Raw genomic sequence first — 15,184 nt, forward strand, 5'->3', positions numbered from 1 at the left:
ATCACTCCTATTTATATTGGAATGGATTTGTGGAGGTCTCTGAAGGAATAAAGTCTACTTGCCAACCTTCTTCCGCTTTCCATTCATTGAATTTTTTGATAAAACGAGGGATACATTCCCGTTCAATGTTATGACCTGGATCGATTGCCGTCAAGCCGTTTGCTTGTATATCATGAGCGGTGTGATAACTGATATCTCCAGTAATATATACATCTGCTTTGGCCTTCACGGCTTCTTGATAAAATTGTTCGCCACTGCCGCCGCATATAGCAATCCGTTGAACGTTTTGCCGCTTTGCTTTTGGTTCAATCAAACGCAACCCCTCTAACTGAAAAACACATTTGATTTCGTCGATGAAATCTTCCAGCAAAACAGGTGCTTTTAATTGACCTACTCGCCCGATCCCATAATGCTGAGACAAGTTATCCAAGGGATAAAGGTCATAGGCGGGTTCTTCATAGGGATGCGCCTCAACCATCGCTTGCAACACCTTTTCGGTGATGGTTTCCGGGAAAATCACTTCGATTTTTGCTTCTTGTACCGACTCTTCTTTCCCAATTTCACCAATCGCAGGATGGGCATCCTCTTGAGGAGTAAAACGGCCGGTACCAATCAGTGAATAGCTGGTATTTTGATAATTTCCTTGCTGTCCAGCTCCAGCTTTCCCTAATGCTTTTCTCATTGATGCACCCTGCTCAATTGGAACAAAAACAGCCAATTTTTTCATTTTGATTGTATGGGTGGGAACGAGATACGTGGTTTCTTCTATTCCAAGCATTTCACAAAACCAGTCATTCAACCCATCATGAATAATATCCATATTTGTATGCGCAGCATAGACCGAAATATTATGTTTGATCAGATCCATATACATTTTTTGTTGCGGATCATCGGCTCTCAAACGACGTATGGAACGAAAAATCGGTGGATGTTTGGCAACAATGAAGTCTACTTGTTTCTCAATTGCTTCTGCAACGACTTCCGGGCGAACATCTAGTGTCATCATTACCCGTTGGATCTCGTTGTCCAACGTTCCGATATGCAATCCCACTGGATCGCCATCTTCTGCTAACCATTGCGGGCAATACCTTTCAAAACGTTCAATAAACGTTTTAGCCAACATTATTCCAGCACCTCCTTGATCCAATCAATCTGTTCATTCAACTCACTTATTTTATCTTGAGGAGGAGTTGCCGCTTTCTCTAGTTCTTGCAAAACGATTTCTCGCTGCTGCAATTCATGGGCCCATTTTTTATAAAAAACGAGATTCTTTTCTTTCAATAAACACGGACCAAAAAATAATTCTTGTGGTGTATAGATTTTACTGCCTTCTTCAGCTACGATGATCTCGTAGTTTTTATGGTTTTCTTCAATCAGTTCTTCGTGTAAAATCATGTAGTTATTTTCTTGAAGCCATTCTCGCAACGTCCGCTCCCCCACATTGGGTTGCAAGACAAGGCGCTCCTTCCCAGTAATTTTCTGCTGAGATTTTCCATTTTCTAAAATTGTTCGAATCAACGTGCCACCCATACCAGCAATAACCACCGTATCGATCTGATCTTCAGGTTGGATTGCAGCTAACCCATCTGCTAAGCGAACAGTGATTTTGTCACTTAAGCCATTTTTTTCGACTTGCCGTGAAGCAGATTCGAATGGTCCTTTTACAACTTCACCTGCTACTGCATACTGAATTTTATTTTGTAGCATCAATGCTACGGGTAAATAGGCATGATCTGATCCAATATCTGCCAATCGGGCTTGATCCGGAATCTGTTCGCCAACACGAGTCAATCGCAGTGATAATGATTGTTCGTTCATAACGTCACTCCTTCAGAAATAGTATATCATTCTTTATTGCATTTTAAAGGGAGAGTTTTTACTCCTTTTATTTACGGCTTTACTTCGCCTAGAGTTGATTCTGCACTTTTCGTAAAGAAAACTTTGCATATCTTGCTTTTCAAACCAATCGCAGTGATTCATACGAAGGTTACTACGCTCCCTTTGGTCGCCTAGTACTGCTCATCATCTGCTCTGCTACTCTATGAGTATCAATCGCAGTGATTCATACGAAGGTTACTACGTTCCCTTCAGTCACCTAGTACTGCTCATCATCTGCTCTGCTACTCTATGAGTATCAATCGCAGTGATTCATACGAAGGTTACTACGTTCCCTTCAGTCACCTAGTACTGCTCATCATCTGCGCTGCTACTCTATGAGTACCAATCGCAGTGATTCATACGAAGGTTACTACGTTCCCTTCAGTCACCTAGTACTGCTCATCATCTGCTCTGCTACTCTATGAGTATCAATCGCAGTGATTCGCAGCAAAACGCGTTGTCCGTTGGGACAACGCGTGGGGTTATTGCACGATTTCAACTGTTTTGATTGAATTTCCTGGAACTTGAGGTGGGATTGACATAGTCATTACTGGCAAGCCTGTCAATGTGACTTGGACCGTTGTTCCTTTGGTCAACTCAGAAACTTGACCTTTAAATGATTCCTGTGGTGCGTGTAGGATCACGCCGTCTGTTTGAAAGTTAGGGACAATCGTTTCTTGATCGTCGACTGCTTCGATATCATTTAGAAAAATCTGTATCGTTTCGTTGTCGCCAGCTGTTGCATTTTCTTGAAGAACTCCTGTAAAAATAGTCGTTGCCTCGCTTTCGACAGTGCTATTTGTCGTGCTTTCATCGTTTTTAGTTGTTTCGCTCATCGAATCATTATCTGACGGCGAACCGCAGGAAACTAATAATAAGGCTGTCAAAGCCAAACCTAAAATCGTCAATTTCTTCATAAGAAGTTCTCCTCTCTTCTATATTTCCGAATTCCGGCGATTTTTGCCAGTCATTTGGATCTCTTTTGTCAAGTAACGAATTCGTTCCATGATCCGCTTGGCTTTCAATGGCTCTGATTCTCCACGTTGAGTAACGGATAGATGCTTCTCTAACTCTTGCATAGTAAAGTTGGAGGAAAAGAACGTTGGCAGTTGTTCTTGCATCCGATATTGCAGAATGACACCAAAGACTTCATCACGGATCCAACTGCTCATGGCATCTGCACCAATATCATCCATCATTAGGATAGGAGCTTTTTTAACTGCATTTAGTTTGTCGCCAACCAAGTCTTTGCCGATTGCTTGCTTCATTTCGACAGCAAATGTCGGGAAGTGAACAAGGGTCGTCGTATAACCTGCTTCCGCAAGGTCCCGGGCAATTGCCCCTAGTAAATAAGTTTTGCCGATTCCGAAACTTCCCACCAGATATAATCCTTTGTGGAAAGCCCTTGGATCGTTTTTTAGGTTTTCAATAAACTCGACTGCAGCCATCAAAGCTTCGCCCCGGCCGGGAGTACTTTCATACTGAGCAAAATTGGCCTCTTGAATATCTTTCGGCATATCCATTGCTTTGATGCGGCTGCGGATCTCTTCTTGTCGTTGATGCGCTAAAAGCTCTTGCGTTGGCACATAAGTGACATCGATAAAATGAAAGTTCAACGCTAGTCGTGGCTCATATCCAGGTGCGATCATTGTAGGGTCATTCAAACGAAACTTGCGTTTTTCTTGAACAAATTCATAGAGTTTCGCATAACTTTTTTGGATATCTGCATCAGTCAGTTCATCCCGATGTTCTGAGATGAATTCTTTAACATCCGGATCTTTCAATACGTCCCCCATCATCTCAGAGAAACGATCGCGATAGTTTCGTTTGTCTAAAATTTTTGATAGATTCTTCCCAACATCTTCCATTAATTGTCACCTGCTTTCTTTTGCAAGTAGGCTTGCAGTTTTTTGTCGATCTCTGCCTGACGTTCTGGGGATAATGTCGTTTCTTCAACTGGTTTTTCGGCCCAGCTTGGCAGTTTTTCTTCACGAATGATCTTTTTAGACGGGCTTTGCGGCCGTGTGCGTTTTTCTTTTGCTGAATTAACTAAGTCTCGCACATGCTTGATCGCTTCTTCCGCGGTTTTTACTTGCAATTCAGACCATTGTGCCGCAATGTTATTGACATAACTTGCTGGCAAAGCCGCATTGTTCTGTACCACTAACACATAATGAATAAGAACATTGATCACACTATTGGATAATGGCGAGCGTTCCACTAAGCTTTTTAGCAGCCATTGTTCGGAGTCTGTGACAAAGCTCTTTTTTTCAGCTTTGATTGCTTTCAAGAATGCCATCGGCGCATTATTCTCACTTTCGCGGATCAATGCAAGATCATTATCACTATACCCATTTTGTTTTAATGTATTAAATCGTCGAATCTCCTCATCTGAAGTGGGATCCACTTTATTTACAGTTTTGGTAAAACGCGTTCGTGCCTTTTGTAAAATCAATTGTTCTAATGCCTTCTGATCGATTTTCCCAGTAGTTAAAGAAACCGAATCTGCCATCAGATCCAACAGCTCCATCACACCATAGCCGTATAATGAATGGTATAGGAGTAGCTTTTGCCGAAAGTCTTTATCGAAATTGTCTGCACGGATGTAGCGACGTTGTGCTTCATAAAGAAGAAAATCCCAATCTAGTTGTTGTTCATCTAACACCAGTCTGCTTTGAGTGTCTTGGAATTTGCCATTGACTTCCTGTAATTCCTCTTCATTGGCTGCAAATTGTTGCGTGTCCAAGCGATAAGCGTCCATAAAAGAAGCCGTAACTTCTTGATAGCCTTCTGCTTGCCATTTTGCTGGTTGGAACAACGAGACGAGTTGTCGAAACTTTCGCTCTCCAACATGGTTAAGCAATAAGAAACTATAGAGTTCATCTTGAAAGAAATCACTCGCATGAACTGGCTCTTGCAGGTGATACAAAAATGTGATTCCTAACTCATCATCTTCTTTTTCAAACGTTTTGAGTAAGCCGATTCCTTCTAACTTATTTCGTGCTTGAATAAAACGCTGTAAACCTACATTCATCGCATTCAAAATATCTAGATGAATAAACTCACTTTCTTGCGGATCCTGTTGATCCGCAGTCAGTGTCAGATAGAGTGCTAAGGCATCACTTTCGATGATTGGCTGATAAAGATGAATCAGCGCATCCTTCCCTTCAGTTGTTAGTGGACGACTTTTGAAGACACGATACAATTGATTTGGTAATATGTTGCCCACCATTCAGGGACCTCCTATTCCTCTTGATTGTCTACTGTTTCTTGCGGATCACTTGGTTCTTTTGCCTTTTCAACGATGTCCTGCAATTCTTTTAAGAAGACTGACATATCTTTGAATTGTCGGTAGACACTAGCAAACCGAATGTAAGCAATCTCATCTAAGTCGACTAGATCTTCCATTACATATTCGCCAATCATCGTTGTCGAAACTTCATTTTCACCTAGTGCTCGCACCCGATTCTCCACATGATCAACAATTTTTTCCATTTGTTCCATTGTAACGGGTCTTTTTTCAGCAGAGCGTATCAACCCTCTTAATATCTTTTCACGATTAAATTCTTCACGAGCCCCATTTTTCTTAATAACTAATAATGGTGCTTCTTCAATTCGTTCAAATGTGGTAAATCGATACCCACAGTTTTCACATTCGCGGCGGCGGCGAATCACGCGACCATCGTCGGCTTGGCGGCTATCAATCACTCGAGAATTGTTATGATGACATTTTGGACATTGCATAGTTCCACCCCGTTCTCTCTTCCGTGTCTCGAATGATGGCGAGACAGCGGTGATTTATATGCTTAATTATAACATGAAATTCTTTTATCTAATAGGTAAAGTCTTTCAAGCGAAAGAAATATTACAAATTTAAATAATGTGACGGGTGTTTTTTTAGCCACAAAAGAAAAACGACAGAATCCATTCTGCCGTTCTCCTCCTTATCTCATTTGTAACAGTGACACAAACTCATCCAGATTTTCCCGTTGTTCCATTTGTTGGTTGCATTGCTCACTGTCGCGACAAATATAATTTCCTCGCTTGGTGTATGTTCCATCGCCACCACTTTTTGTCAACGATAAAAACATGGAGACGGTAGACTCATGTTGACATAAAGGACAGATTCCTTTTGTTACTTCCGTAGATAAATGACCATAGATTCCTTGGTAGCCTTTTTGAGTATTTACGATCATAAATTTACTTTGACTACCAATGTCATCCCAAGCCAGATACGTATAATCACGAAGGTCTGTTTGGGAAAAATCAGGAACTTTTAATTTTTTTACTTTACGAAATAGTTTCTCTGTTTGTTTGACTGAAGGTACTTGAAAAGGTCGGACATTCTTTTTTAATGCTTCAAGAATGGTCAAGCTCTTTGACATCGTCAAAGATGAATCAAAAAATTGACGAATCAGAGACTGCGCTTCTTTGTCCTCCGCAGAAAAAAATGGTTGAATGGCTTCTTCGGTTAACATTTCAACTGTGCGAATCGTATGGCGATCATTAACAGACTGATAAGTCCGAACTAATTGTTGGACTTGATGTTTGATGAAATGAAATTGATAGGGTTCAATGGTGGTCATAATAGATATCGATCCTCTCTTTAATGAAAAAACAAAAGACATTACTGATAAATTCCTCTGACCACAGTCAAGGACAATGCAGAATTCAGCATTTGTTGACCACCTCCTGGACTTCCCGTTTTTTTATGGAAAGTCATTGGCTATTATAGTTTTTCCTTCAGGGGTTGTCAATCATTGTCCGCAGATAGCATCTTTTTCTTGTCAAAGTGGAATTATTGATACTTTTTAAATCAGGATTTCCTTCTTTTTTATCTATGTATGTTGATTGACGAATATAGGGTTCATCATAAAAAAAAACTCCAGATCCTATCTAGAGTTTTTCTTCGATTCCTGTATAATGTTTCAAATGATCAGCATCCCGTCGTTCGGTTGAAGAAATCTGTGCAGCATCTGTGTCTTCATTTTCGTTTAGCAATCGGTCCCGACCAAGTGTTTCTGTTGTTTTATCACCCGGTTGAGCATCTAATTCATCATGCCGATCCTCAATTTCGTCTACCCGTTGTTGACGGTGATCTTTTTTGGCTTTTGCTTCATTCGCCTGTTCTTTTCCTTCTTGTTCCATTTTTTCATTATTGATCAATTCACCAATTTTTTCTTTTGCAGAACCAACAATTACATCTTTTTCGTCTTTCAATGATCCCATGATGATTCCTCCTTTTTTATTAGCATAGCAAGAATTTCTTCGATTGACAAAAGATACGTATGCGCTTCATTTAAAGATATGGTATACTGAATCAAATTTTCAGAATATTCTTTAACAAGGAGCAGTTTATGGACATCTTAAATTTTGAAGACATTCAGTTGATTCGCAAACAAACTGTTTTGTTGCAAGACATCAACTGGCAGATTGCTAAAAATCAGCATTGGGCACTTTTAGGATTAAATGGTGCTGGCAAAACACTTTTATTACAACTGATCATTGGGATGATCTGGCCGACTTCTGGCAAACGGCAAGTCCTAGGTCAAGTTTACGGAAAAACATCTGTGCCAGACCTTCAGCGCAGAATTGGTTGGATAAGTGCGACCTTGCAGGAGAAGATTCCTGCTCAGGAACTATCAGAAATGGTCGTTTTATCGGGAAAGTATGCTAGTATCGGTATTTATGAAGACTACCAAATGAAAGACTTGAACCAAGCTATTGCCATTCTTTGTTCAACTGGCGGCAGTCAACTGATTGGCCAGCCATTTCATCAGTTATCTCAGGGGGAACGTCAATTAGTCTTAATCAGCCGCGCTTTGATGGCAAATCCCGAATTGTTGATTTTAGATGAACCTTGCAATGGATTGGATCTTTTTGCTCGAGAAGAATTGCTAAGTCGAATTAGCGAGATGGCGCACAAGGGATCACCTACGTTGATTTATGTGACCCATCATACAGAAGAGATTTTACCGATTTTTGATCATATCATGATGCTGAAAAATGGTAAAATCCACGCTTCTGGCAAGCGCCAGCAAATTTTTAACGAAAAAACGTTATCTGCTTTTTATGGGAAACCTGTTTTTTTCCATGAAGTTACTTCCGATCGCCTGGCAGTTTTACCAAAAGCAACTCACTAAACAAAAGATGAAACAAAAAAAGAGACAACGACAACCAAAGCCTCTTTCCAGATATCCTTTCTAACTTCAGTTTCCCGCAAACGACAAAATAATGCGTCAACTGTTAGCTTTTCAGAAATAAAGAGGCTCATTTGTGTCGGTGTCTCTGTCTTAATTCTTTCTTTTGGCAAGCCATTCTTGAACTTGCGTCTTAACTTCTTCAATGGTTCCTTGATTGTCAAAGAGAATATCTGCCCGTTTGCGCTTCTCTTCTATTGGCATTTGACTATTGATACGTTGTTGGGCTTCGAAGCTGGTTAAATGGTCTCGCTTCATCAGTCGCTGCAACTGGATCGATTCCGGAAGATAGACGACCGCTACTTGATCTAGCAGGGGTTCATAACCAGTTTCGTATAACAAAGGAATATCTACGATCACAAGATCAGCTTTTGCTTTCATGACTTCAATTTGTCGTAGGATTTCTTTACGGATAAATGGTCCTAATGTGCGATTCAGCAATTCCCGTTTATTGTCATCCGCAAAAATGATTTTTCCTAATTTTTTCCGAGCAAGTGTCCCATCGGGATTGATGACCTCTGGTCCAAAAACAGTTTTGATTTTTTCAAGCCCTGGCATCCCTGGCTCCACCACTTCGCGAGCCACGATATCAGCATCGATGATTGGAATACCAGCTTCTTCAAAGCACCTGACAACGGTACTCTTGCCAGTAGCAATCCCGCCCGTTACACCTACAACCAAACTCATCTTTCTGTCCCCGCGTGTAATTGCTGGCAGGATGGACAATAGTGGGTCCCTCGTTGTGCAACTTTTGTTTTTACGATCGGAGTACCACAGCGGACACAAGGATTGCCCGTTTGACCATAAACGTGTAGAGAGACTTGGAAATGCCCCGCTTCGCCTAACGCATTCAAATAGGACCGAATCGTCGTGCCTCCTGCCTCCACTGCTCGTGCTAAGACATCAATGATCGCCCGATGCAACAAGTCAATTTCGGTTTCATTCAGTGTCGCTGCCGATTGCTCGGGATGAATCTTTGCTTCCCACAAAGCCTCATCCACATAGATATTACCTAAACCTGTCACGAGCTTTTGATCTAAAAGCAGCGGCTTGATGGCTTTTTTTGATTTCTTTAGGTCACGAGTAAAGTCTGCCAACAGAAACAATTCCGGCAATGGTTCCGGTCCCAACTGCATGATTCCTTTATACGTACTGCTCTGGTCTTTTTCAACTAAAGTCATACGTCCAAATTTTCGAACGTCTCGATAATGCAATTCACTGCCATCAGTGAAATGAAAAATCACATGCGTGTGTTTATCCGGCACCCCCTCTTTTTCAAAAAATTCATACTTGCCTTCCATGCGTAAATGGGAAATCAAATCATAATCGGTCAATTTGAAAATCAAGAATTTGCCTCGACGATCAAAAGCTTGAAATTGTTGTCCTTTTAGCATCGCTGCAAAAATAGGTACTTCTGGAGATTCAATGATCCGAGGCCAACGAATCTCCATTTCTTTGATCGTTTTATTTAAAATCAGTTTCTCTAGTCCTCTGCGAACTGTTTCCACTTCTGGTAATTCCGGCACAACATTTCACCTCATTTATTTTGCTTCATACCACGTTTTGCCCCAGTTACTATCTGTCAACAATGGCACATGCAGTGAGACAGCATTTTCCATGACTTCTTTGACAAGAGCATCTAGGCGTTCTAATTCATCTTCTGGTACTTCGAAGACAAGTTCATCGTGGACTTGTAAAAGCATCGTTGCTTGTAATTTTTCTTCTTTTAGACGACGATCCAAATCGATCATGGCAATTTTCAAAATATCTGCGGCACTGCCTTGGATCGGTGTATTGATTGCTGTACGTTCCGCGAATGTCCGCAAATTAAAATTGCGGGAATTGATATCTGGTAAATAGCGACGACGATGATACAATGTTTCCACATAGCCTTTGTCTTTCGCTTCACGGACAACGTCTTCCATATAAGTTTTGACCCCTGGATATTTTTCAAAGTAGGTATCAATGTATTGCTGCGCTGCTTTGCGAGTGATCCCAAGATTTTGGGAGAGACCATAATCAGAGATACCATAAACGATCCCAAAGTTGACCGCTTTTGCTTGACGTCGCATATTTGGTGTAACTTCTTCTGGAGTGGAGATTCCAAAGACTCGCATAGCGGTACTTGAATGAATATCTTGTCCTTCTACAAAAGCCGCCTTTAAATGCTCATCATTCGAGATATGGGCTAAAACCCGCAGCTCGATCTGGGAATAATCCGAAGAATAAATGACCCAATCTTTGGCTCTTGGAACAAAGGCTTCTCGAATTTTCCGTCCTTCTTCTAATCGGATTGGGATATTCTGCAGATTGGGATCAACGGAACTCAAACGTCCAGTTTGTGTTAAAGTCTGCACGTAACGGGTATGGACTTTGCCATCTCCTTGAATCACTTTAAGCAGTCCTTCCACATAGGTGGATTGGATTTTGGCAATTTGACGATAAATCAAAATGTCTTCGACGATCGGTGCCTGCTCCTTTAGTTGCTCCAATACATCAACAGCTGTCGAATAGCCAGTCTTGGTTTTTTTAATGATTGGAAGCCCCATCTTTTCAAATAAAATCACACCTAATTGTTTTGGTGAGTTCAAATTGAATTCTTCTCCAGCTTCTTGATAGATTTTTTGTTCGATTTCGTGCAAACGTTCAGCGAATTCGCCTTTCATTTGATGCAAACGAGAAGCGTCCACGCGAATCCCCGTGATTTCCATCTCGGCCAAAATCATCGATAATGGCAGCTCCATATCGGTAAAAAGGGCAGTTTGATTTTTCTCTGCTAATTCTTTTGCCAAACGGACTGATAGATAGTTGATCGCTGCAACTTTACGAGCTAAATGGGCAAAGAAGACTTCTTCGTCTGCGGGTAGTCCTCGTTTAGCACCTTTTCCGTAGATGGCTTCATCAGATTGAATCGCATCAAATCCATAATGCTTAGCAACACCAGCAATATCATTATTTGAATCATTGGTATCTAGCAAGTAAGCCGCTAATAATGTATCAAAGACAATCCCTTGTGGTGCAGTCGCATAACGATTCAGCGCCACATACGTTCGTTTTGCATCATAGACTTTCTTCTGTGAAGAGGCATTTTTTAGCCAAGCAATAAAATACTCATTTTCAAAGAGATCATCTTGATTGGTCACATAAATTTTTTGCTGATTCCCCCAAGCGACACCAACGATATCTTCTAAATGATAGTTATCGCCCAGCATCTCAACATAAAGAGCCATGTCCTCAGTAAACATTTCCGGAGTGACCTCTGTTACAACGTCAAAAAGAATATCTTCCATTTCTTCCGGTTCAGCCACCACATTTAATTTTTCCAAGAAAGAATTGAAGTTCATTTCTTGATAGAATGGAATCAATTTATCCAGATCTTTTCCTTCGTACTTCAATGAATCAATGGCCACATCCACTGGCGCATCCACATCGATCGTTGCCAATTTTTTTGACAAAAAGGCTGTCTCTTTATCATTGAGCAAGTTTTCTTTCATCTTGCTTGGTTTCATCTCATCGATATGCTCGTAGATTCCTTCAACTGAACCATATTCTTTCAAAAGTTTGATGGCCGTCTTTTCACCGATTTTTGTGACACCGGGAATATTGTCAGAGGCATCTCCAGCTAATCCTTTCATGTCAATGATCTGTAATGGCGCTAAACCATCATATTTTTCTGCAACATGTTCTGGCGTATAACTTTCAATCTCACTGACACCCTTTACTGTGATATCAACTTTCACATGGTCGGTAGCCAATTGGGTCAAATCGCGATCTCCAGATAATACCACAACATCAAATTGCTCTTTGTCAACTTTTTGTGCCAATGTGCCGATAATATCATCCGCTTCATAATTATCCAGTTCATAATACTGAACCCCTAAAGCGGTGATCAATTCGCGAATATAGGGCATTTGTTCCTTGAATTCTCCAGGCGTTTTTGAACGGCCGCCTTTATATTCTTCATACATCGCAGTCCGAAAAGTGGTTTTGCCCGCGTCGAAAGCAACGAGGACATGAGTTGGCTGTTCTTTTGCCATCACATTTTCAAACATGGTGTGAAAAGCGTAAATCGCATTTGTGTGCAGCCCATTGTTGTTTTTAAAACGTTCCAATGAATTGTGCAGTGCAAAAAAAGCCCGAAATGCGACACTATTTCCGTCAACTAGCAATAATTTATTTTTTGTCATTTGAATAACTCCTCACCTCAAAAGTTCTCTCTTATTCTATCAAAGAAATCCATGAAAAGCGATGGATTGCCTTTGTTCGATTGAGCCAATTGCAAAAAAAAATGCGAGTTTCCTCGCATTTCTTCATTAGTTGTTTTTACCAAAGATTCGTAAAATCGCTAAGAACAAGTTGATAAAGTCAAGGTATAACTGCAATGCCATGAAGACGGCCATTCCTGAATTTGCTTGACCATTCGATGCTTGGTATAAATTGCGAATCTGTTGGTTGTCATAGGCGGTGATACCCATAAAGACAAACACCGTTACGATCGACAAGAAAAAGTCGACTGGACCACTATGCAAAATAAACACATTCAGCAATGTCGAAATGATGATCCCGATCAATATGCCGTAGCCGATTCGTCCCACAACACTTAAATCACGTTTCGTCATGATACCAAATGCTGACATTACGCCGAAGGTAATCGCTGCGGAAACAAATGCACCTGCGATCGATCCGAAGTCATAATACATTAGTGTAACTGACAGCGTCACCCCATTTAAAAGGGAGTAAACCAGATATCCTGCTATGGTCAGCGAAGGATTCTTTTGCGCTTTTGCGCCTAATACCAAGACCAAAATAATTTGAAGGATCCATAACCCTGTAAAGCCTAGTGGAAAATTACGGATAAAATTCATTGTCTGTTGTGCAAATACCTGTCCGAAAAAGTAGGCAGACACTGCGCTGATTCCTAGTCCTACAGCAAAAAATAGATAGACTTTGGAATAAAAACGATTGAGCCCTTGGGCATTAACTACTTCATTGTTCATTTTCTTCACCTTCCTCTACGATTTTTGGAGGTTGGACCATCACTACTGCATCCAACACACGATCTTCTTGCGTATTGATAGCTTCAACAGAGATCGTCACTACGTCTTTCATTTTATCGACTTTGATCACTTCGAAATCGAAGGTCAACGTCTCATAATGAAAAACGGGTTCAATAAAGTTCACCGAAAAATTCACCACATGAGAACCTGGTCCTGGCAAATGTTTAGAAATCGCACTTGTAATAATCCCCATCAACATTACCGAAGGCACGATTGGCCGTTGGTATTCTGTTTTTTGGGTATAGTCATGCTGAATATAAAGCGGATTGGCATCATTTGTCAAACCGAGATACAACAAAAGCTGACTGTCTTCGATCGATTCTGTTAAAGATAACGAATCGCCTTCCTCGATTTCATCAATTTTCTTACCTAATTTTCGCGGTTTACCAATGTTCAAGTTTATTTCCTCCAAAATAAATAATTTTACTCTGATTTCATTTTATCAGATGCAGATAAAAGTGCAAGTTCGTGGTGCGATGTTCCAAAAAAGCAAAAACGGGGCGCTGACTTTTGTCAAATCGATGCGAGCAATAGCAACGAAAACTAAATAGTAGGTCTCACTGGTTGATTTTGTATCATAGTTCTGTTGACAGCCAGTGCAATTGAGATACCATTTGTCTCGTTGGTCTGCTCGGGTGATTTGATTGGGTCATCGCTCCGTATTTTTTTATAACACGTTTCGAGTCGTATTACTCAACAACTTTTCATAAGCTGATTCAAACTTTTGTACGTCCCCGGCACCCATGAAAATGATCACAGCATCTTGATGATCCAATAATGGTGAAACATTCTCTTCTTTGATCACTTGTCCACCTTTTTGAATCTTGTTCCCAAGATCTTCAATTTTCACATCGCCGCGAGATTCCCGAGCCGAGCCAAAGATATCGCACAGATAAACGCTATCGGCTAGATCCAATGCCTCTGCGAATTCGTCCATCAATGCAATCGTCCGGGTAAAGGTATGGGGTTGGAAAACAGCGATAATTTCTTTTTCAGGGTATTTTTGGCGTGCGCCGTCAATCGTTGCTCTGATTTCTGCCGGATGATGAGCGTAATCATCAACGATTGTCATATCAGCGACTTTCTTCTCACTGAAACGACGTTTAACACCAGGAAATGACAACATTTCTTCCGCAACTTCTGTCATATCCAGCCCTTCTTTATAGGCTACTGCAATGACCCCTAAAGCGTTGTTGATATTATGTTGGCCAAATGCCGGTAACACGAAATGACCGATGTTTTCGTTATGGATATAGACATCGAACTCAGAACCTGTCGTTGTACGCTGAATGTTTTTTGCTTGTACGTCATCATCATCATTCACACCATAATAATAGATCGGTACATCTGCTTCTAATTTTCTTAAATAGGCATCGTCACCAAACGCAAAGATTCCTTTTTTGACTTGCTTGGCCATCGATTGAAAAGCTGAGAAAACATCGTCGATCGATTGATAATAATCAGGGTGATCAAAGTCGATATTCGTCATGATCGCATAATCTGGAGAATACGCTAAAAAGTGACGACGATATTCACAGGCTTCAAATGAAAAGAACTCTGCGTTAGGGTCTCCATGACCTGTTCCATCGCCAATCAGAAAACTAGTTGGACGAACACCGCTCAACACATGGGACAATAGACCTGTCGTACTGGTTTTACCATGAGAACCAGTGACTGCAATACTTGTGTAAGGTTGGATGAATTTACCAATAAAATCATGGTAACGCGTAATTTCTAACCCTAATTCCTTCGCACGAAGGATTTCTTCGTGGTTATCCGGAAAGGCATTTCCTTGGATGATCACCATTTCTGGCTGAATATTCTCTTTATCGAAAGGCAGTAATGTGATTCCGGCTTTTTCCAGATCACGCTGTGTAAAGAAGTACTCTTCCACATCTGAACCTTGTACATGATAGCCCTTTTCATGCAGAACCAAAGCCAATGAACTCATGCCGGAACCTTTGATTCCAACAAAATGATATACTTTGTCTTGATTTTCCATTTTTTAAAATCCTCTTTTCTCAAGTTCACATTACAATAAACGCATGT

Annotated in this window: 15 protein-coding genes; 1 reads left to right on the forward strand and 14 read right to left on the reverse strand. The window is 40.8% G+C overall.

Annotated features, from left to right (window positions below):
• Positions 1 to 7 precede the first annotated feature (7 nt).
• The 8 genes from EG2_RS02320 to EG2_RS02355 all read right to left on the reverse strand — a co-directional run bounded on the left by EG2_RS02320 (position 8) and on the right by EG2_RS02355 (position 7,107).
• On the reverse strand, positions 8 to 1,123 hold the full coding sequence (locus EG2_RS02320) for a Nif3-like dinuclear metal center hexameric protein (protein WP_060813290.1): 1,116 nt from the start codon (positions 1,121 to 1,123) through the stop codon (positions 8 to 10).
• Positions 1,123 to 1,818, reverse strand: a complete 696-nt coding sequence (locus EG2_RS02325) for a tRNA (adenine(22)-N(1))-methyltransferase (protein ID WP_060813291.1) — start codon at positions 1,816 to 1,818, stop codon at positions 1,123 to 1,125. The genes EG2_RS02320 and EG2_RS02325 overlap by 1 nt, the downstream gene beginning before the upstream one ends.
• Before the next feature lie 542 nt (positions 1,819 to 2,360).
• Positions 2,361 to 2,795: a hypothetical protein gene (locus EG2_RS02330; RefSeq protein ID WP_060813292.1), complete on the reverse strand. Its 435-nt coding sequence runs from the start codon at positions 2,793 to 2,795 to the stop codon at positions 2,361 to 2,363.
• A gap of 18 nt (positions 2,796 to 2,813) precedes the next feature.
• Positions 2,814 to 3,746, reverse strand: coding sequence for a primosomal protein DnaI (dnaI, locus tag EG2_RS02335; protein WP_060813293.1), 933 nt, complete (start codon positions 3,744 to 3,746; stop codon positions 2,814 to 2,816).
• Positions 3,746 to 5,107, reverse strand: a complete 1,362-nt coding sequence (locus EG2_RS02340; RefSeq protein ID WP_169793124.1) for a replication initiation and membrane attachment family protein — start codon at positions 5,105 to 5,107, stop codon at positions 3,746 to 3,748. Before EG2_RS02340 ends, dnaI begins: the two co-directional genes overlap by 1 nt.
• A 14-nt stretch (positions 5,108 to 5,121) precedes the next feature.
• On the reverse strand, positions 5,122 to 5,622 hold the full coding sequence (gene nrdR, locus EG2_RS02345) for a transcriptional regulator NrdR (protein ID WP_060813295.1): 501 nt from the start codon (positions 5,620 to 5,622) through the stop codon (positions 5,122 to 5,124).
• A 200-nt stretch (positions 5,623 to 5,822) separates the two neighbouring features.
• Entirely contained in the window at positions 5,823 to 6,464 is a 642-nt protein-coding gene (locus EG2_RS02350) for a FusB/FusC family EF-G-binding protein (protein ID WP_060813296.1), read from the reverse strand.
• Between the two features lie 310 nt (positions 6,465 to 6,774).
• On the reverse strand, positions 6,775 to 7,107 hold the full coding sequence (locus EG2_RS02355) for a CsbD family protein (protein WP_060813297.1): 333 nt from the start codon (positions 7,105 to 7,107) through the stop codon (positions 6,775 to 6,777).
• A 128-nt stretch (positions 7,108 to 7,235) separates the two neighbouring features.
• Between EG2_RS02355 and EG2_RS02360 the strand changes: the two genes are divergently transcribed.
• Positions 7,236 to 8,021 (forward strand): ABC transporter ATP-binding protein, encoded by a 786-nt coding sequence (locus tag EG2_RS02360; RefSeq protein WP_060813298.1) that lies wholly within the window; start codon positions 7,236 to 7,238, stop codon positions 8,019 to 8,021.
• Between the two features lie 150 nt (positions 8,022 to 8,171).
• Here EG2_RS02360 and coaE read toward each other — a convergent pair whose 3' ends face one another.
• The 6 genes from coaE to murC form a co-directional block, all read right to left on the reverse strand.
• The gene (gene coaE / locus EG2_RS02365; protein WP_060813299.1) at positions 8,172 to 8,765 is read right to left on the reverse strand and encodes a dephospho-CoA kinase; all 594 of its coding nucleotides are present in this window, start codon (positions 8,763 to 8,765) and stop codon (positions 8,172 to 8,174) included.
• A complete protein-coding gene (mutM, locus tag EG2_RS02370) occupies positions 8,762 to 9,604 on the reverse strand; it encodes a DNA-formamidopyrimidine glycosylase (protein ID WP_060813300.1) in 843 nt (280 codons plus the stop codon). Before mutM ends, coaE begins: the two co-directional genes overlap by 4 nt.
• Before the next feature lie 15 nt (positions 9,605 to 9,619).
• On the reverse strand, positions 9,620 to 12,265 hold the full coding sequence (gene polA / locus EG2_RS02375) for a DNA polymerase I (protein ID WP_060813301.1): 2,646 nt from the start codon (positions 12,263 to 12,265) through the stop codon (positions 9,620 to 9,622).
• A 126-nt stretch (positions 12,266 to 12,391) separates the two neighbouring features.
• Entirely contained in the window at positions 12,392 to 13,084 is a 693-nt protein-coding gene (locus tag EG2_RS02380) for a Bax inhibitor-1/YccA family protein (RefSeq protein WP_115241611.1), read from the reverse strand.
• Entirely contained in the window at positions 13,065 to 13,532 is a 468-nt protein-coding gene (locus tag EG2_RS02385) for a MaoC family dehydratase (protein ID WP_060813303.1), read from the reverse strand. Before EG2_RS02385 ends, EG2_RS02380 begins: the two co-directional genes overlap by 20 nt.
• A 270-nt stretch (positions 13,533 to 13,802) precedes the next feature.
• Positions 13,803 to 15,137 (reverse strand): UDP-N-acetylmuramate--L-alanine ligase, encoded by a 1,335-nt coding sequence (murC, locus tag EG2_RS02390; protein ID WP_060813304.1) that lies wholly within the window; start codon positions 15,135 to 15,137, stop codon positions 13,803 to 13,805.
• Positions 15,138 to 15,184: the final 47 nt, after the last annotated feature.

Origin of the sequence: Enterococcus gallinarum NBRC 100675 (assembly GCF_001544275.1) — a bacterium.
Classification (GTDB): domain Bacteria; phylum Bacillota; class Bacilli; order Lactobacillales; family Enterococcaceae; genus Enterococcus_D; species Enterococcus_D gallinarum.